Annotated in this window: 15 protein-coding genes; 7 read left to right on the forward strand and 8 right to left on the reverse strand. The window is 70.8% G+C overall.

Features of this window, described 5'->3' with window-relative positions; translation table 11 throughout:
* Positions 1 to 12 precede the first annotated feature (12 nt).
* From OHA03_RS15765 to OHA03_RS15775, 3 genes are all read right to left on the reverse strand, one after another.
* Positions 13 to 1707: a bifunctional 3'-5' exonuclease/DNA polymerase gene (locus OHA03_RS15765; RefSeq protein WP_267004481.1), complete on the reverse strand. Its 1695-nt coding sequence runs from the start codon at positions 1705 to 1707 to the stop codon at positions 13 to 15.
* Between the two features lie 157 nt (positions 1708 to 1864).
* On the reverse strand, positions 1865 to 4018 hold the full coding sequence (locus OHA03_RS15770) for an FtsX-like permease family protein (protein WP_267004482.1): 2154 nt from the start codon (positions 4016 to 4018) through the stop codon (positions 1865 to 1867).
* Positions 4012 to 4827: an ABC transporter ATP-binding protein gene (locus OHA03_RS15775; RefSeq protein WP_267004483.1), complete on the reverse strand. Its 816-nt coding sequence runs from the start codon at positions 4825 to 4827 to the stop codon at positions 4012 to 4014. The genes OHA03_RS15770 and OHA03_RS15775 overlap by 7 nt, the downstream gene beginning before the upstream one ends.
* A gap of 106 nt (positions 4828 to 4933) precedes the next feature.
* Here OHA03_RS15775 and OHA03_RS15780 point away from each other — a divergent pair, with 106 nt between their 5' ends.
* Together OHA03_RS15780 and OHA03_RS15785 are read left to right on the forward strand one after the other, a co-directional pair.
* Positions 4934 to 6100 (forward strand): DUF2786 domain-containing protein, encoded by a 1167-nt coding sequence (locus OHA03_RS15780; RefSeq protein WP_267004484.1) that lies wholly within the window; start codon positions 4934 to 4936, stop codon positions 6098 to 6100.
* A gap of 134 nt (positions 6101 to 6234) precedes the next feature.
* Entirely contained in the window at positions 6235 to 8367 is a 2133-nt protein-coding gene (locus OHA03_RS15785; RefSeq protein ID WP_267004485.1) for an FUSC family protein, read from the forward strand.
* A gap of 73 nt (positions 8368 to 8440) precedes the next feature.
* Here OHA03_RS15785 and OHA03_RS15790 read toward each other — a convergent pair whose 3' ends face one another.
* Positions 8441 to 8932 (reverse strand): hypothetical protein, encoded by a 492-nt coding sequence (locus OHA03_RS15790; protein WP_267004486.1) that lies wholly within the window; start codon positions 8930 to 8932, stop codon positions 8441 to 8443.
* 281 nt (positions 8933 to 9213) lie between these two features.
* On the opposite strand from OHA03_RS15790, the gene OHA03_RS15795 reads away from it, so the two are divergent.
* Positions 9214 to 9456 (forward strand): DUF397 domain-containing protein, encoded by a 243-nt coding sequence (locus OHA03_RS15795; RefSeq protein ID WP_030972273.1) that lies wholly within the window; start codon positions 9214 to 9216, stop codon positions 9454 to 9456.
* Between the two features lie 58 nt (positions 9457 to 9514).
* Here OHA03_RS15795 and OHA03_RS15800 read toward each other — a convergent pair whose 3' ends face one another.
* A complete protein-coding gene (locus OHA03_RS15800) occupies positions 9515 to 10018 on the reverse strand; it encodes an ATP-binding protein (protein ID WP_267004487.1) in 504 nt (167 codons plus the stop codon).
* Positions 10019 to 10345: 327 nt separating this feature from the next.
* Between OHA03_RS15800 and OHA03_RS15805 the strand changes: the two genes are divergently transcribed.
* The 4 genes from OHA03_RS15805 to OHA03_RS15820 all read left to right on the forward strand — a co-directional run bounded on the left by OHA03_RS15805 (position 10346) and on the right by OHA03_RS15820 (position 14026).
* Complete coding sequence (locus tag OHA03_RS15805) at positions 10346 to 11227, forward strand: helix-turn-helix transcriptional regulator (RefSeq protein WP_267008061.1); 882 nt, start codon at positions 10346 to 10348, stop codon at positions 11225 to 11227.
* Between the two features lie 54 nt (positions 11228 to 11281).
* Entirely contained in the window at positions 11282 to 12739 is a 1458-nt protein-coding gene (locus OHA03_RS15810; RefSeq protein ID WP_267004488.1) for an aldehyde dehydrogenase family protein, read from the forward strand.
* Between the two features lie 103 nt (positions 12740 to 12842).
* Entirely contained in the window at positions 12843 to 13394 is a 552-nt protein-coding gene (locus OHA03_RS15815) for a DinB family protein (protein ID WP_267004489.1), read from the forward strand.
* Positions 13395 to 13411: 17 nt separating this feature from the next.
* On the forward strand, positions 13412 to 14026 hold the full coding sequence (locus OHA03_RS15820) for a PadR family transcriptional regulator (RefSeq protein ID WP_267004490.1): 615 nt from the start codon (positions 13412 to 13414) through the stop codon (positions 14024 to 14026).
* Positions 14027 to 14043: 17 nt separating this feature from the next.
* On the opposite strand, the gene OHA03_RS15825 is transcribed toward OHA03_RS15820, so the two are convergent.
* From OHA03_RS15825 to OHA03_RS15835, 3 genes are all read right to left on the reverse strand, one after another.
* Positions 14044 to 15468 (reverse strand): glutamate decarboxylase, encoded by a 1425-nt coding sequence (locus OHA03_RS15825; RefSeq protein ID WP_267004491.1) that lies wholly within the window; start codon positions 15466 to 15468, stop codon positions 14044 to 14046.
* Positions 15469 to 15526: 58 nt separating this feature from the next.
* Positions 15527 to 16150 (reverse strand): NAD(P)H:quinone oxidoreductase, encoded by a 624-nt coding sequence (wrbA, locus tag OHA03_RS15830; protein ID WP_267004492.1) that lies wholly within the window; start codon positions 16148 to 16150, stop codon positions 15527 to 15529.
* Between the two features lie 102 nt (positions 16151 to 16252).
* On the reverse strand, positions 16253 to 17530 hold the full coding sequence (locus tag OHA03_RS15835) for an ion channel protein (protein ID WP_267004493.1): 1278 nt from the start codon (positions 17528 to 17530) through the stop codon (positions 16253 to 16255).
* Positions 17531 to 17665: the final 135 nt, after the last annotated feature.

Raw genomic sequence — 17665 nt, forward strand, 5'->3', positions numbered from 1 at the left:
TCCTGATCGGCCCTACTTGGCGTCGGAGTAGCGCTCCACGACCGCCGTCGTGAAAGGGAAACGCACCGGTGTCTCGCCGAAGGCGGTCCGCCCGGCCCGTTCCCCGGCCGCCCGGATCGCCTCCACCACCGCGTCCGCCTCTTCCTGGGGGCAGTGCACCATCACCTCGTCGTGCTGGAAGAAGACCAGCTCGGCCCGGAGACCGGCGGCCGTCAGGGACTGGCGCAGCGCGGCCAGGAACAGCAGTGCCCAGTCCGCCGCACTGCCCTGCACCACGAAGTTACGGGTGAAGCGGCCCCGCGCGCGGGCGTTCGACGAGGCGTAGCCCGGGGTGAAGTCGCCGTCGCCGGACGACTGCTCGTCGCTCTCCTGCGGGATACCCGCCTCGTCGTCGTCCCCGCTTCCGGCGGCCGGCGGGCTGGTTCTGCCCAGCCACGTCCGTACGAGACGCCCCTCCTCGCCCTCCTTCGCCGCGTCGTCGACATACGCCACGGCCAGCGGGAACCGGCGCCGCAGCGCCGCCAGATTCTTCAGGCCGTCGCCCGACGTCTGGCCGTAGATCGCACCGAGCAGCGCGAGCTTGGCATGGTCGCGGTCGCCGTGGAACGCGCGGTCCGACAGTGCCGTGTAGAGGTCGCCGTCGTGGCCCGCCACCTCCATCAGGCCGTGGTCGCGGGAGATCGCGGCCAGGACCCTCGGCTCCATCTGATCGGCGTCCGCGACGACCAGCCGCCAGCCGTCGTCGGCGACGACCGCCTGCCGGATCACCTTGGGGATCTGCAGCGCCCCGCCGCCGTTGGTCGTCCAGCGGCCGCTGACCGTGCCGCCCGGCTGGTACTCGGGGCGGAACCGGCCGTCCCGCACCCAGTCCTGGAGCCAGCTCCAGCCGTGCGCCGTCCAGATCCGGTACAGCTTCTTGTACTGGATCAGTGGCTCCACCGCCGGATGGTCCAGCCCCTCCAGCTCCCAGCGGCGCGTCGACTTCACCTTGATGCCGGCCTGCGCGAACGCCTTCACCACGTCGGCGGGGAGGTCCGGGCGGACACGGCGGCCGAACGCCGCCGACACCTCGTCGGCCAGCTCGGCCAGTCTGCGGGGTTCGCCGCCGCCGGCGTAACGGTCGCCCAGCAGGTCGTGCAGCACTTCCCGGTGCACGTCGGCCCGCCAGGGCAGGCCGGCCTGGTTCATCTCCGCGGCGACCAGCATGCCGGCCGACTCGGCGGCCGTCAGCAGGCGCATCCTGCTGGGGTGCGCGGTGACGTCATGGCGGCGCAGCTGTTCCGCGTAGACCTGGAGGAGCGCCTCGAACGGGATGTCCGTGCCGGACGGCGGCTCGAAAAGGGAGGACTGCGAGCCGGGTTCGGCGGATCGGGACGGGGGATCCGGAGGCACGGGGGCGTTACGGAGGCGGGCATGGGCGGCCGCGGCGGAGCGCGGCTCGCCCAGCCGGCCCTCGTGTGCGAGGAGGAGTGACTCGGCGACCTCGATGTCGTAGCAGCGGCTGACCCGTACGCCCGCTGCGAGCAGGCGTGGGTAGATCTCGGCGGTCGACCGCCACACCCAGCGGGTGACGTCCGGGCGGGAGCGGACGGCCTCCACCAGGTCGGGCTCGGTGTGGAACGGGGCCGCGGGCAGGCCCGTGGGGGCCAGCGGGGCGAGGTGGGCTCCGCCGGCCTCTGTGGCGGTCAGAGCCCAGCGCTCGGTCATGCGTTTGAGTTTGGCAGGTGGGACTGACAGTGGGGGTGGGGCCGTGCGGGGCGGCTGCGCGGTCCCACCCCGCCCCTTCCCGAAATCCGGGGGATCTGCCCCCACCCGCCCCCAGTCCTCAACCGCCTGACGGGCTGAGGGGGTGGGGAGCGGCGATTCACCCGTGTCGAACGGCCTTCGGCGCCATGGCCGCCGCCACCGCGACCACTGCACACGCCCCGGCCGCACCCCCCACCACCGGCCACTGGACCGCCACCGTGACCGGCGCGGACAGCGTGGCCAGCGCGGCGCCGAGTCCGGCCAGATTCACCGCGGTCACGGCCATGCCGAGCACCGCGCCGAGTCCCACGGCGAACAGCGTCTCCCCGGCGACGACCCCGAGCACCTGCGGCCGGGTGGCCCCGGCCAGTCGCAGTGCGTTCAGCTCCGCGGACCGCACGGACCCGGCCATCAGCAGGGTGTTGGCGAGCGCGAGCGCCGTGTACACGAGTGCGATGCCCAGCACCACGATCAGGCCGAGCCGCGTCTGCGGGCTCGTGCGCGGATGGGTCGCGGCCAGCCACTGATCCGTCGACCGCACCGTCCCCCCGGTGCCGTGCAGGACGGCCGTGACCGCCGCCCTGTCCGCGCCGGGGGCGAGGCGTACGTCGATCCGGTCCACCGGAGCCTTCGGCGCGTTCGCCGCCGTGACGTACACCCCGTTGTTCCCCGTCCCGATGGCCAGTACCGCCGCGATCCGCAGTGACACCGGCCGCCCGTCGCCGAGCCACACCCGTACCGTCGCGCCGACGGTGCGCTGCTCCCACTCCTCGTTCACGACGATCGAGCGGTCGTCGAGATCGCGCAGGTCGCCCGCCACCACCGGCAGCCGCTCGACGGCCGCCAGAGTCCTCGCGTCGTCGACCGCCCGCGCCTGCGATCTGATGACGGCGGTGCCCTCCTCCCGTACGAAGACCGCGGTCGACGCCGAAGCGGACAGCGTCGCTCCGGGAACCGGCCGCGCCTTCAAGTCCTCCAAGCCCTTCAGGTGCTCGCCCGTCACGACCAGATCGGCCCGGGTGTGTTCGCGCGCCTCGGCAGCCTTCGCCTGCGACACCGTCGTCGCGGAGCCCAGCACCGAACCGGCCAGCGCCACCGTGATCAGTACAGGAGCGGCCACCGCGGCGGTGCGGCGCAGGGACGCTGCCGTATTCGCCCGTACGAGCATCCCTGTTGCCCCGGGAAGACGGAGCAGCCGGGTCAACGGGCGTACGAGCAGCGGCGCGAGCAGGGCCGCGGCCGTGATCAGCACCATCGGCTGGGTGGTGTACGTCTTCCGTTTCAGCAGCCCGGACGCGTCCGTGACCAGCGATTTCGTCATCAGGAACGCGGCGCCGGCGAGCAGCGCGAAACCCAGCAACCGGCGTACGGGCGGCAGGACGCCCGTATCGACGTCGGCCTCGCGCAACGCCTCGGCCGGGCCGGTCCTGCCCGCTCGTCGCGACGCCGCCCATACGCCCGCCAGCGCCACGGCCGGGCCCGTCCAGAAGGCCACGTGCAGCGGCCAGGCCACGGGGCGGATGGTGAACCAGGAGGGTGCCGCCTCGCCGTCGACCAGCAGTTGCGCGAGATGCGGTGCGCCCCAGTGGCCCAGCGCGCACCCGGCCGCCGAGGCGAGCGTGCCGACCACGGCCGCCTCCGTCAGCAGCAGCCGCCGCAGCTGGCCGGGGGTGGCGCCCGCCGTGCGCAGCAGGCCGAACTCGCGGCGCCGCAGTGCCACCGCGAACGCGAACGTCGATGCGACGACGAAGACCGAGACGAATGCGGTGATGCCGCCCGCCGTGCCGAGCAGGGCGTTCACGGTCAGCAGCGCCTCGGCGTCCCGCTCCGTCGCCGGGTCGGCGCGGCGGCGGTCGTCGCCGGTGAGGACCTGGGCGCGGTCGCCGACGACGCGGCGTACCTCGGAGACGGGGGCGTCCACGCCGACGGCGTCCGGGCCGCCGCTGCCGGCTGCCTGCCCGGCCAGGGTGACCGGACCGAGCGCCCGAAGGTCGCCCAGGAGTTCGTTGTCCACAGGCTGTGGATAATCCAGTCGCCGCGTGACCTGCGCGGTGGACGCTCCGCGTCGCACCGGCACGGTCAGCGTGTCGGTGCCCATCACCACCACCCGGGAAGCGGCGAACCGTTGGGGCTGACGGTCGGGGGCGTCGAACGTCGAGGCCAGTCCCAGCCCCATCGTCGCGATCAGCCCGACGCCGAGCGCGAGGGCGACGAACGTGCCGATGAGGGCGGTCCAGCGGGTCCGCAGCGCGGCCAGGGCGACGGTCAGCACGACGCCGCCTCCGTGTGAGCGGGAAGGACGGGGGTCGTCCGGCCGGAGATCTTCTGCCGGGTGTCTGTTCGTCCTGCCGCCGTCCAGGCCGCGATGCGTTCCGCGGTGAGGCCGGTCAGGTCGTCCGCCACCTGCCCGTCGACCAGGAAGACCACCCGGTCCGCATACGCCGCCGCCACTGGATCGTGCGTGACCATCACGATCGTCTGCCCCTCCCGGTCCACGAGTTCGCGCAGCATCACCAGCACTTGCCGGCTCGTCCCGGTGTCCAGCGCGCCGGTGGGTTCGTCGCCGAAGAGCACCGCGGGCCGGGTGATCAGCGCCCGCGCCAGCGCCACCCGTTGCTGCTGGCCGCCGGAGAGTTCGGTGGGCCGGTGGTCCGCCCGGTCGGCGAGCCCGACCCGGGCGAGCGAGGCGCGTACGTCGGTACGGGACGGGCGGCGGCCGGCCAGTCGCAGCGGCAGCGCGACGTTCTGGGCGGCCGTCAGCGAGGGGACCAGGTTGAACGACTGGAAGACGAAGCCGATCCGGTCCCGGCGCAGCAGGGTCAGCCGGCGCTCACTCAGCCCGGTCAGCTCCGTACCGCCCACCTCGACGGTGCCGGATGTCGGCCGGTCGAGTCCGGCCGCGCAGTGCAGGAGCGTCGATTTGCCGGAGCCGGACGGTCCCATGACGGCGGTGAACGTGCCGGGGCGGACGGCGAGGTCGATGCCGCGAAGGGCGTCGACGTCTCCGTGGGCGCGTCGTACGGAGCGGAGCCGCACGGCGTCGGCGGCATCGGTGGGGTCGGTCGCGGGGGCGGAAGTCATGGTTTCGATCGAACCGTGGCAGGGCCCGCCTGACACGACCACCAGAACCCGTCTCCGGGGTAGGGCCAGGCATACCCCGGAGCCCGGCCCTGCCTACCCTGACCTCATGGAACCGGTGATCGACCAGGCATTCGCGGCAGCCCTCTACTCGGACGGCGACGCCGGTCTCGACACCGGCGCCTCCCTTCTCGCCGCCGATCCGACGGCGGATGCGGAACTGTTCCGGCGCGGCGAGGAGTTCGTCCGGCGCGCCTGGGAGCGAGGCTGGCAGCCCGCCGACGTCGTGCGGATCGTCCGTCGCGAACTCGACGAGACGCGGGCCGGCCTCGCCGCCGACCTGATCATCACGGAGACCGGACGGTACGAGCAGCTGCCGTCCCGCTGGCGGTCCCAGCTCGCCGAGCTTCCCGCGCCGCCGCCCCGGAACCGGCCCGACCGGTTCTCGTACGCCTCCGCCCTGCTCGGTCTCTACCGGCTGCTGCTCCGGCTCCCCGCGATCGAACCGGTCGGCCCGCCGCCCGGCGCCCCCGGCCACCGGCTCCGTCTGCCGCCCGCCCACGACGAACCCCGCATGCTGACCCGGATCCGCGCCCTGCTCGCGAAGGCGGAGGCGACCGGTTTCCCGGAGGAGGCGGAGGCCCTGACCACCAAGGCGCAGGAGCTGATGGCCCGGCACTCCATCGACGAGGCCCTTCTTGCCGCGCGTACGCACAGCAAGGAGGCGCCGGGCGCCTGCCGGATCGGGGTCGATGCCCCGTACGAGACGGCGAAAGCGATCCTGCTCGACGCCGTCGCCTCGGCCAACCGCTGCCGCGCGGTGTGGAACAGCGACCTCGGCTTCTCGACGGTCGTCGGCTTCGAACCGGATCTGGAGGCCGTGGAGCTGCTCCACACCTCCCTGCTGGTCCAGGGCACGGCGGCGATGGCGAAGGCCGAGGCGGGACAGCGGGCTGGCGGACGCAAGCGGACCAAGACGTTCCGTCAGTCCTTCCTGATGGCGTACGTCCAGCGGCTGGGCGCTCGTCTCGCGGCCGACACCGCCCGGGTGACCGCGGCCTCGGTCTCGGCGGAGGGGGCTGCCGCCGGCGATCTGCTCCCGGTTCTTGCGGCGCGGGACGTGGCGGTCACGGACGCCGCGGACCGGATGTTCCCGGAGACGACGAGCACCCGGGTGCGCGGAGTGTCGGACGGCGAGGGCTGGGCGCACGGTACGGCCGCCGCCGACCGGGCCCGGATGGGTGAGCGGAGGCAGGGCATCGACGGTTCCCGGTAGGGGTGGGCGCGAACCCTCGCAGCCGGGCGGCACGTCCGTGAGCAGGGCACGGTGCACCTGCCCCCGAGGTGGCGTCCGGAGAGCCCATATGACCGAAAAGTTCCGATGATGGGCATTCCGGTTAGGCTCAGGGCATGAGCTGGCTCCGGGCGCTGAAGGAGACCGCCCGCTCGGGGCTGAAGATCGAGCGGCGGCGCCTCGAACCGCTCATCGCGATCCGCGGTGCGGCCGGACTCGCCCTGGTGATCGGGGTCGGACTCGCCTTCTTCGGGCCGGTGGTCGCCGCCAGCTCCGCGTTCGGCGCGTTCCAGGCGGCCATCGCCACGTTCCAGCGCAGCTGGCGCCCCAGGCCGGTCCTCGCCCTGGTCTCCGGCGCGAGTCTCGCCGTATCGACGTTCCTCGGTTATCTCACCGGTTCCCACGTCCTGCTGTTCATGGCCCTGCTCGTGCTCTGGACGTTCGTGGCCGGGCTGGCCTGGGCGGCGGGGCCGACGGCCGGCATCATCGCGTCGTCCAACGTCGCGATCATGCTGGTCACGATCACCCTCCCCACCTCCGTCGCCGAGGCTGCCCTGCACGGCACGGTGATCGCGTTCGGCGGCGTGGTCCAGGCGACGCTGATCGTCCTCTTTCCGGTACGCAGATGGGGCGCGCAGCGCGACGCCCTCGCCGACGCGCTGGCGGCCGAGGCCGACTACGCCCGCAGACTGCGCCACGACCCGGTGGCCGAATTCGACCCGGTCCCGCTGATGACGGCCCGCAGTGCCGCCGCCGTCACCCCGCGCCAGGCCCGCCGCCGCCCGGCCGAACTGCGCGGCTCCCGCGGCGTGGCCGAACGGATCAGGCCGGTGCTCGCCTCACTCGCCGATCCGGGGACGGGCGTCCCGGACGAAGGTCCGGAACGGGACCGGGTCCGCGAACTCCTGGCCGCCGCCGGATCCGTACTGGACGCGGCGGCCTGTGCGATCCGTCACGGCGACCCGGTGCGGCTCGCCGCCCCCGCCGTCGCGACCCTGAAGACCCCTGACACGAGGGAGCTTCTCGGCGGCCCGGCCCGCCGGGCCGCCGACCGTCTCGGCGTGCTGCTCGCCGATGTCATCGAGACGGCCGAGGGTGAGGGCACGAAGGAGGAGCGGGCCGAGGCCACCGAAACCGCCGACGCGATCGCCCCGCACCGCCGCCGCCCCACCCTGCTGCGGCTGGTCCCCGTCGTCCTGAGGTCGATGCGTGCCGAGATGCGCCCCGGTTCGCCGATCCTCCGGCACGCCGTCCGGGTCGCCGTCGTCGTCGCCGTCGGCTATCTCCTCGGCGCCGCGCTGCCGTTCGGGCACGGCTACTGGGCGCCGATGGCCGCCGTCATGGTGATGCGGCCCGAGTTCTCCCAGACGTACGCACGTTCCGTGGCCCGGTTCGGCGGCACCGTCGTCGGGGTCTTCCTCGCCACCGTCATCGTCCAGGCCGCCCATCCCGGCGTGGGTCTCGCCGCCGTCCTCGCCGTCGTCTGCGCCCTGCTGATGTACCTGCTGATGCGCACCGGCTACGCGGTCGCCCAGGCCTGCATCTCCGCGTACGTCGTCTTCCTGCTCGGCATGGCCGGCGAGGACTGGTCGCAGACCGTACTCGAACGCGTCGTCCTCACCCTCGTCGGCGGGCTGCTCGCGATGGTCTCGTACGCCGTCTACCCGGCCTGGGAGACCCCACGGCTCCGCAACCGGCTGGGTGACTGGCTGGCCTCCGGCGGGCGGTACGCCGCCTCCGTCGTCGACCAGTACGCCGACCCGGCGGAACGGGGCCGCGACGACGTCCGGGCCGCACTCCTCGCCACCCGCGAGGCCCGCATCGCCTGGCAGGAAGCGGTCGCGACCGCCCAGCACGAACCGGTGCGCAACCGCGGTCTGTCCCGCGTCGCCGCCGACGACACCCAGCACGCGCTCGCCCAGTTCAGCCGCGCGGCCATGCTGATGGAGGCTCACCTGCCGGAGGGCGGTGCCACCCCCGTACCCGCTGCCGCACACTTCGCCGACGCGCTGCGCGGTACCACCGAGAAGGGCGCGCAGGACGTGCGGGAGCGTCGCGTACCGCGCTGGGACACGGTCCGTGAGGCGCTCGCGCAGTGGGACGAGGAGGACCGCCTGCACGGACAGGCGGCCGATCCGGTCGTGCGGAACGGGGTCGATCTGCTGCTGGAAACCCTGGAGGAGTTCTCCCGGGGCCTGGACGACTCCACGGCCGGCTCGGCCGGAGCCCGCAGTGCCGGACGGAACTGAACGACGGACCGTCCGGCACTGCCCCGTACACAGTCCTGTTTCAGGGGCTCGGCCCTGTCCCGGTGACGGGCACTCAGGGGGTGGGCAGGCCCGGCAGCCCCGTCGGCAGCGCACCCGGATCGGTCTTGGCCAGGGTGTCCTTGCCGCCGGCGTCCCACGACACGGTGATCGTCTTGCCGTTGTTGGACTCGATCGATCCCATGGTGCGGTCGGTGTTGCCGTCGGTGCACTTCAGCTCCAGCATCACCTTGCCCATGTCCTTCACCTCGCCCGAGCAGACATGGGCGTCGGCGACGAGCGCCGCCTTCCCGGATGCGACGGACAGGGCGACGGCCTTGCCGTCGGTCAGCCCGGCCCAGGTGCCCTCCAGCGCCGAGGCGTCGGCGGCGGAACCGCTGTCGCCGCTGTCCCCGGAATCGCTGCCGCCACCGGTCGCCGACGCCTGCCCGCCGGTGGCGTCCTTGCCCGAATCGCTCTTCCCGCTGTCGCTGCCGCAACCGGTCAGAGTGACTGCGGCGACCAGACCCGCGGCGAGGACGGCGCCGGTGCGTACGAGATTCTGCACGTGAAATTCCCCCTTGTTGACGAAAGACCGCGCAAAACTACCAGGGGGCATGGAGCGGATCACGGGTCGGCCCATGGGACGACTTCCGGGCAACTCCGCGGAGCGGGAGCCAAATAGACGGTCCGTTCGTCCATCTCCTGTGAGGGCGGGAAGAGGGGAAGGCAAAGCTGTAATCAAAGGAACACCCCGCGTGCACGTGCATCTGCTCATGCATAGGCATATGAACACAGCTATGATCCGAGACAGTTGACACTTGCACCTTGCAACTCGGGGAGCGTCCTGTGCACCACGTGTACAACGGCATGGCGGCCACAGAGCTTCGCGGAGTCGTCTGGCAGAAGAGCAGACACAGCAACTCCCAAGGATCTTGCGTGGAGTTCGCAAAACTGCCCGACGGGGATGTGGCGATGCGGAATTCACGCCATCCCGACGGGCCCGCCCTGGTCTATACGCCGGCCGAGATAGAGGCGTTGCTGCTCGGCGTGAAGGACGGGGAGTTCGACCACTTGATAGCGGAAAACTGACCGTCGCGGCCGCGCGCACGAGCCTGCGCCCCGCGCACGAGCCTGGGGCTCGTTTGCGTCACGCGTCGCCGGACAGCCTGAACAGCGCCCAGACCACCTTGCCGCGCGGCACCGGCGCGCCCGCCGACGGGTTCTCCGCGCCCGGCACGGGGGACGGATGCCAGCCCCAGCTGTCGCTGAACGACTCCACCAGGAACAGTCCCCGGCCCGACTCCGCGGAGTCCGCGGCCTCGGCGGCGACAGGGCTCTCCTGGCTGGGGTCGCGCACCGCGCACACCAGTCGCGAGGTCCAGCGCATCAGGTGCAGCCGTACGGGAGGCTCCTGGGGGTCTCTCGGGGCGTCCGCCGGCAGTGCGTGCCGCAGGGCGTTGGTGACGAGTTCGGAGACGACGAGCGCGACATCGTCGAAGCGGTCGCTCAGCCCCCACCGGTTCAGCGTCGCCCTGGTGAACTGCCTGGCCCCGCCCACGGCTTCGTACCGGGCCGGAAGGGTGCAGGTGGCTGATCCGGAGACGGCTGAGGGATCGATGGGGGGAAGCCCCTGCCGTAACGGCTCGAGCATCGTCGATCCATTCGTCCCCATGCGAGGCACTCCCGGGATTCGCGGCTGTAGCAGTACTGCGGTGGTACAGCGGCACAACACGAACGAGCACGCAGGTGCGCGGGGTCCATGGTTCCGAATGCGCTGGGCAGATGCAAGGGCAGATGCACGTGCACGCGCCGGACCTGTCCGATCCCGTGCCGGTTCTTGCTCATTTCTTCCTGCGGGAAGTTTCATGGCTTTCTGGAAGTCTTCTCATTTCCGTAATCGAATGAGTACGGGCTGAAGCGTTTTGATGGCAGAATCCGGCTCTTGGGGTTCAGGGGGAGCCCCGATGCCCAGGAAGCGATGGGGAGGGTTGGACCAGTGGCGGCAGGCGAGTCGAGTGGATCTGTGGTGCGGCGCATCCTGCTGGGCTCACAGCTCAGGCGGCTGCGCGACTCGCGCGGCATCACCCGCGAGGCAGCCGGCTACTCCATCCGGGCTTCCGAATCGAAGATCAGCCGCATGGAGTTGGGACGGGTGAGCTTCAAGGCCAGGGACGTCGAGGACCTGCTCACGCTCTACGGCGTCACGGACGAGGCGGAGCGCGACTCCCTGCTCGGCCTGGCCCGCGAGGCCAATGTGGCGGGGTGGTGGCACAGTTACGGAGATGTGCTGCCCGGCTGGTTCCAGACCTACATCGGTCTGGAGGGAGCGGCCTCGCTCATCCGGATCTACGAAGTCCAGTTCGTTAACGGTCTGTTGCAGACCGAGGCCTACGCCCATGCCGTCGTCTCCCGCGGCATGCGCGGCGCCCCCGCCGCCGAGATCGACCGTCGGGTCGCGCTCCGGCTGGAGCGGCAGAAGGCCCTCGTCTCCGAACGGGCGCCGCGCTTCCATGCGGTGCTGGACGAGGCCGCGCTGCGCCGCCCGTACGGCGAACGTGAAGTGATGCGGGCGCAATTGCGGCATCTGATTGAAATGTCGGAGCAGCCGAACATCACGCTTCAGGTGATGCCCTTCAGTTTTGGCGGGCATGCGGGCGAGAGCGGTTCCTTTACGATGCTGAGTTTTCCGGAATCCGATCTGTCGGACATTGTCTATTTGGAGCAGCTGACAAGTGCGCTCTATCTGGACAAGCGTGAGGAAGTCGCGCAGTACGAAAAGGCCATGGCACGGCTCCATCAGGACAGCCCTGGGCCCGAAGAGAGCCGTGATCTGCTCCGCGGCCTGCTCCAACTGACCTGAGACATCAGTACGATGACGCCTCAACAGGAGTCTGCACCTGCAGTAAGGGATCGCATGTCCTTCTTCAATGAGCTGGCCAACCAGTACATCGACGGTGAGTGGCGGACCGGTACCGGCTCCTGGGACATCATCGATTTCAATCCGTACAACGGCGAAAAGCTCGCCGCGATCACCGTCGCCACCGCACAGGAGGTCGACGAGGCCTATCGCGCCGCCGAGCGCGCCCAGCGGATCTGGGCCGACACCAATCCGTACGAACGCCGCCTCGTCCTCGAACGCGCCCTGCGCATCACCGATGAACTCACCGAGGACATCATCGGCGCGATCATCGACGAACTGGGCGGCACCCGGCTCAAGGCGGAGTACGAGATCCGCTGCGCCAAGGACTTCCTGCGCGAGGCGATCCAGCAGGCGCTGCGCCCCGAGGGCCGGATCCTGCCGTCCCCGGTGGACGGCAAGGAGAACCGCGTCTACCGGCTGCCCGTCGGTGTCATAGGCGTGATAAGCCCCTTCAACTTCCCCTTCCTGGTGACGATGAAGTCGGTCGCCCCGGCTCTGGCGCTCGGCAACGCGGTCGTCATCAAGCCCAACCAGAACGCCCCCGTGGTCGGCGGCGGACTGATCGCCAAGATCTTCGAGGAGGCCGGGCTGCCCGCCGGACTGCTCAACGTCCTGGTCACCGACATCGCCGAGATCGGCGACGCGCTCATAGCGCACCCCGTGCCCAAGGTGATCTCCTTCGCCGGCTCGGACCGGGTCGGCCGCCATGTCGGCGCGACCGCCGGCGGGCTCTTCAAGCGGGCCGTCCTCGAACTCAGCGGCAACAGCGCCCTGGTGGTGCTGGACGACGCAGACATCGACTACGCGGTCGACGCGGCGGTCTTCAGCCGCTTCGTCTACCAGGGGCAGGTCTGCATGGCCGCCAACCGCATCCTGGTGGACCGCTCCGTCGCGCCGGAGTTCACCGAGAAGTTCATCGCCAAGGTGGCCGCGCTCAGGACCGGCGACCCGCGGGATCCGGCCACCCAGATCGGCCCCGTCATCAACACCTTCCAGGCCGACGCGCTGACCGCCCTGGTCGACCAGGCGATCGCGGAAGGCGCCACGGCGCTCGTGCGGGGCCGTACCCACGGCAATCTCGTCGAGCCGACCGTCCTCGCCGGGTTGCCGGACGACTCCCCGCTGCTGGCCCAGGAGATCTTCGGCCCGGTGGCACTGTTGATGACGTTCGACGGCGAGGAGGACGCCGTGCGGATCGCCAACGACTCCCCGTACGGGCTGAGCGGCGCCGTGCACACGGCCGACGCGGAACGCGGGGTGCGGTTCGCGAAGCGCATCGTCACCGGGATGTTCCACGTGAACGACTCCACCATCCAGGACGACCCGCTGGTGGCCTTCGGCGGCGAGAAGTTCTCCGGATCCGGGCGGTTGAACGGCGATGCCACCCTGGAGGCGTTCACCACCCAGAAGTGGATCTCGATCCAGCACGGGCGGACCGAATTCTCGCTCTGATGCCTGCCTGTTGAGGACGGAAGCTGTCCGCAAGGGTCCGTAGCTTGGTCGCTGTCAGGAAGACACCGGGCGCAAGCCCGAACGGTTCCGAAGGGCGGACATCATGGTCACTCACGTTCCCGCAGAGGCCCACGGCGACGAGCGCGGCGCGCTCCTCTCCTTCGTCGAGGCGCAGCGCGGCGCGATCCGGCGCTCGCTGATCGGGCTGACCGAGGAGCAGGCGGCGAGCCGGCCCAGCGCCAGCGAACTCTCCCTCTCCGGGCTGCTCAAGCATGTCGCCGAGACCGAGTTGAACTGGTTGCGTCTCGCGCAGCAGCGCCCCAATGAGAAGGCCCGCACCGAGGAGACGTGGGCGGACAGCTTCCGGCTGGTCGGGGACGAGACCGTCCCGCAGATGCTGGAGTTCTGGGCGAAGGTCGCGGCGGAGACCGAGGAGTTCATCCACTCGGTGGAGAGCATGGACGACACGTTCCCGCTGCCCGAGGCGCCCTGGTTCCCGGAGGACGAGAAGTGCTCGATGCGCTGGCTGCTGGTCCATCTCGTCGAGGAGATCGCCCGGCACGCCGGGCATGCCGACATCATCCGGGAGTCCCTGGACGGCCGTGCCGCGTTCGAGCTGATCGCGCAGGAGGCGGGCTACCCTAGTCAAAGTTGAATAGGAAGGGTGAGTCGATGTCCGCGATCCGGCTGCTGGTCCTCGGTGCCGTGCGGCAGCACGGCCGGGCGCACGGCTATCAGGTCCGCAACGACCTGGAGTACTGGGGCGCCCACGAGTGGTCCAACGCCAAGCCGGGCTCGATCTACCACGCCCTGAAGCAGATGGCGAAGCAAGGGCTGCTGGTCGCCCATGAGACCGCTCCGAGCACCGCGGGCGGCCCGCCCCGCACCGAGTACGAGATCACCGAGCGGGGCACCGAGGAGTACCTCGCGCTGCTGCGCGCGGCGCTGACCGCGTACGACCAGAAGATGGACGTGCTGTCGGCGGGCATCGGCTTCATCGTCGACCTGGAGCGGTCCGAGGCGGTCGCGCTGCTGCGGGAGCGGGTGGCCGGGCTGGCGGCCTGGCGGGCCTCGGTCACCGAGTACTACACGCCGGAGGACGGGCCCGAGTCGCTGGGTCACATCGGCGAGATCATGAACATGTGGGTCCACTCGGCGGACGCCGGGGCCGAGTGGACGCGGGAGCTGATCACGCGGATCGAGGGCGGCGCGTACACCTTCGCGGGGGAGGGTGATCCGTTCGTCGGCGTACTCGCCGAGGGCGAGGAGAACCCTTACGGCCGGTAGCCCGCCGGCGTGCCCCGTCAGTGGTGGAAGGCCGTCGCGACCTCTCGGTCATGACTCAACGGGTGCCGCTGGCTGCGCAGTTCGGGCAGCAGCAGGCGGAGGTCCTCCAGGAGCAGTTCCGCGAGGTCCGAGGAGAAACCGTTGCGGCACACCACCCGGAGCACCGACAGATCCTGCCGGTTGGCGGGGAAGGTGTACGCGGGCACCAGCCAGCCGTGCTCGCGCAGCCGCCGCGACACGTCGAAGACGTCGTACGCCTGCACTTCGGGGGCGGTCGTCAGGGCGAAGACAGGCAACTCCTCACCCCTGGTGAGGAGGTGGAAGTCGCCCAGCTTCTCGATCTGAGCGGCGAGCCCGCTCGCCACATCGCGGGAGGCCTGCTGAACGGCGCGGTAGCCGTCCCGGCCCAGCCGCAGGAAGCAGTAGTACTGCGCCACCACCTGCGCACCGGGCCGGGAGAAGTTCAGCGCGAAGGTCGGCATGTCGCCGCCCAGGTAGTTGACCCGGAAGACGAGCTCCTCGGGGAGATCCGCGGGCGAGCGCCACAGCACCCAGCCGACGCCTGGGTAGACCAACCCGTACTTGTGCCCGGAGGTGTTGATGGACGACACCCGGGGAAGCCGGAAGTCCCACACCAGGTCCTCGTCCAGGAACGGCGCCACCATCGCACCGGACGCGCCGTCGACATGGACGGGGATGTCGAGGCCGGTGCGTTCCTGCAGGGCGTCCAGGGCCGCGCAGAGGTCGGCGATGGGTTCGTACGAACCGTCGAAGGTGGAGCCCAGGATCCCGACCACGCCGATGGTGTTCTCGTCGCAGAGTTCGGCGGCGGCCTGCGGGTCGAGATGGAAACGGCCGCCCTCCATCGGGACCTGCCGGGCCTCGACCTCCCAGAAATTGCAGAACTTGTCCCAGCAGACCTGCACATTGATGCCCATCACCAGATTGGGCTTGGCGCTCGCCGGGTAGCGGTCGGCGTTCCTGGCCGCCCAGCGGCGTTTGAGCGCCAGGCCGGCGAGCATGCAGGCCTCGCTGGAGCCGGTGGTCGAACAGCCCACCGTCGTCGAGGGGTCGGGCGCGTTCCACAGGTCGGCGAGCATCGCCACACAGCGGCGTTCCAGCTCGGCGGTGCGCGGGTACTCGTCCTTGTCGATCATGTTCTTGTCCCGGCACTCGCCCATCAGCACCCCGGCCTCGGGCTCCATCCAGGTGGTGACGAAAGTGGCGAGATTGAGCCGGGAGTTTCCGTCGAGCATCAGCTCGTCATGGACCAGGCCGTACGCGGTCGAGGGCGGCAGCGGTCCGTCGGGGAGCCGGTGCCGCGGCGGCGCGGACGTCATCCCGACCGTCGGATCCGCCTCCCCGAAGAACGGGTTGAAGGCACGCCTGCGCCGCTCTTTGGACGGTTCCTTCTCGTGGTTCGAACCCTTGTGGAGAGGCATCGGCGGACAGTCCTTCTCAGCTCGTGGCGGTGATGACGGTGGCGGTGGCCTGCTCGGTTCAGCTCCCGGCCGCGAGGCCGGACTTGATGGCGCGGGTGAACTTCACGACCCGCTCGGCCTGCACCCGGGCCGCGGTCAGGGTCTGCTCACCGACCGGGATGTCACCCTGCCCGGCGACGTGCGAGGTGCCGTACGGATTGCCGTCGACGAACTTCGTCGGGTCCGTGTAACCGGGGGCGACGAGGATGCCGCCGAAGTGATGGATCGAGTTGTAGAGCGCCAACAGCGTGGACTCCTGACCGCCGTGCGCGGTGCTGGTGGAGGTGAAGCCGCTGTAGACCTTGTCCGCGAGCTGACCCGCCTGCCAGAGGGCGCCCAGCCGGTCCAGGAACTCCTTGAGCTGGGCGGCGACATTGCCGAACCGGGTCGGCGACCCGAAGATCACGGCATCCGCCCAGATCACGTCGTCCTTCGAGGCCTCGGCGATGCCGGCGGTCGCCTTCGCGTTGGCGGCCCAGGCCGGGTTGGAGTCGATGGCCGCCTGCGGCGCGAGCTCAACCGTCTTGCGCAGCCGTACCTCCGCGCCGGCCTTCTCGGCGCTCTCCGCAATGGTCTTGGCGATGGTCGCGACGGTGCCGGTGGCGGAGTAGTAGATGACGGCGACGTGGACAGGCAGGGGCATACGGGAACCTCCGACGGGCAGATCGGGACGTGGCCATACGAATGTGACGATACGGACAACTGTCGCGACCGGCGCGTCGGACAGGCGCGGTGCGGGTCCGGTTCACCTCAGTGGTGTGCCGTCCTCGTGGAGCTGCATCTGGGGCCGCCCGGTCACCAGCAGCCAGCCCGGCAGTGAGGCGATGCACAGCAGCGGCAGTACGGCCGGGTCGCTGACCAGCACCGCCGCCGTGAACAGGCTCAACCAGCCCTGCCGGGTGACGGCCAGCAGAACCCCCAGCACCGCACAGGCCACCGCGAGCGCCGGCGGCACCGCGTCGACCGTGGCATGGGCGCACAACCCGAGCGCGACGCCGATGAACACCGCAGGGAAGATCCGGCCGCCCCGGAAGCCGCAGGTCGCGGCGGTCACCAGCGCGGCCGTCTTCACCACCGCCATGGCGGCGAACTGGCCGGCCGACCAGCCGTTCGGATCGGCGCTGAGCTCCTTCACCTCGTCCAGTCCCTTGAAGAGCGTGAGATGCCCGCCGAGCGCGCCGAGCAGGCCGAGCACCAGACCGCCGCAGGTCAGCATCAGGACCGGATGGCGCAGTGTGTGAAAGGCGCGGTGCACGTACGGGAACGCGTACACCGTCGCCAGTCCGAGCAGTGCCGCCGCCGACGTGATCACGACCGAGGCGAGCAGATCGTCCCAGTTCGGGCCGGGGTACGGCGGCAGCGACAGGTCGAAGCTGGGGTGGGCCAGCAGCGTCATCGTGAGCGCCCCTGCAGCGCCCGCCGCGAGCGGGCCGAAGAGACGGTCCCAGAGCGCGCCCGGCTCGCCGCCGCCGGCCGCGAGCGACTCGGAGAGGATCAGGGCCGCGGCGACCGGGGTGCCGAAGAGCGCGCCGATGGTGCCGGCCGAGGCGAGCGCGATCCACAGGGCGGCCGGGGTCCGCGGGGCGGCCCGGCGGCCCAGCCAGAAGGCGAGCGCGATATTGGCGGCGGTGATCGGGTTCTCGGGCCCCAGGCTGACCCCGCCGGCCAGCGCCAGGACCGTCACGACCAGCAGCCCGGGGATGACGTCCGGCGGCAGGGGCGGATCGACCAGCCCGGTGGTGGCCGGGTCGGGTCCCGCGTGACCGTGCACCGTGCGGATGACCAGGCCGATCGCGAGGCCGGTGGCAGTGAGCATCACGATCATCCACAGCGAGGAGTACCCGCCGATGGAGAGCGCCTCGGGAAGCGTCTCCCAGAGCACGTTCCGGAGCTGCTCCGCGAGGAGACTGATGCCGAGCAGGACGAGTGCCGATGCCACACCCACGACCAGGGCGGGCACGATGAGAAGCAGCAGCCGACGTGCGGAGGCGGACTCGGCGAGCGCGGGGGAGTCGGAGACCATCGGCTCACCCTAGCGACGCAAAAGCCGCATAATTCGCCGATCGGATCCAAGCGTGAGGGCAATTCGGGCTTGCACCTCACGTCACGTCAGGGCTCAGGCTCGGACGCGTACCGACGTACAGAGCGAAGAGAAGAA

It is taken from the genome of Streptomyces sp. NBC_00154 (genome assembly GCF_026342835.1).
Classification (GTDB): Bacteria; Actinomycetota; Actinomycetes; order Streptomycetales; family Streptomycetaceae; genus Streptomyces.

Excerpts from the sequence above, each read along its gene's own strand:
- OHA03_RS15835 (WP_267004493.1), bottom strand. The coding sequence starts at position 17,530 with ATGGTCTCCGACTCCCCCGCGCTCGCCGAGTCCGCCTCCGCACGTCGG.
- OHA03_RS15820 (WP_267004490.1), top strand. The coding sequence starts at position 13,412 with ATGTCCGCGATCCGGCTGCTGGTCCTCGGTGCCGTGCGGCAGCACGGC.
- wrbA (WP_267004492.1), bottom strand. The coding sequence starts at position 16,150 with ATGCCCCTGCCTGTCCACGTCGCCGTCATCTACTACTCCGCCACCGGC.
- OHA03_RS15810 (WP_267004488.1), top strand. The coding sequence starts at position 11,282 with ATGTCCTTCTTCAATGAGCTGGCCAACCAGTACATCGACGGTGAGTGG.
- OHA03_RS15825 (WP_267004491.1), bottom strand. The coding sequence starts at position 15,468 with ATGCCTCTCCACAAGGGTTCGAACCACGAGAAGGAACCGTCCAAAGAG.
- OHA03_RS15785 (WP_267004485.1), top strand. The coding sequence starts at position 6,235 with ATGAGCTGGCTCCGGGCGCTGAAGGAGACCGCCCGCTCGGGGCTGAAG.
- OHA03_RS15775 (WP_267004483.1), bottom strand. The coding sequence starts at position 4,827 with ATGACTTCCGCCCCCGCGACCGACCCCACCGATGCCGCCGACGCCGTG.
- OHA03_RS15805 (WP_267008061.1), top strand. The coding sequence starts at position 10,346 with ATGGGGAGGGTTGGACCAGTGGCGGCAGGCGAGTCGAGTGGATCTGTG.
- OHA03_RS15815 (WP_267004489.1), top strand. The coding sequence starts at position 12,843 with ATGGTCACTCACGTTCCCGCAGAGGCCCACGGCGACGAGCGCGGCGCG.
- OHA03_RS15780 (WP_267004484.1), top strand. The coding sequence starts at position 4,934 with ATGGAACCGGTGATCGACCAGGCATTCGCGGCAGCCCTCTACTCGGAC.
- OHA03_RS15800 (WP_267004487.1), bottom strand. The coding sequence starts at position 10,018 with ATGCTCGAGCCGTTACGGCAGGGGCTTCCCCCCATCGATCCCTCAGCC.
- OHA03_RS15765 (WP_267004481.1), bottom strand. The coding sequence starts at position 1,707 with ATGACCGAGCGCTGGGCTCTGACCGCCACAGAGGCCGGCGGAGCCCAC.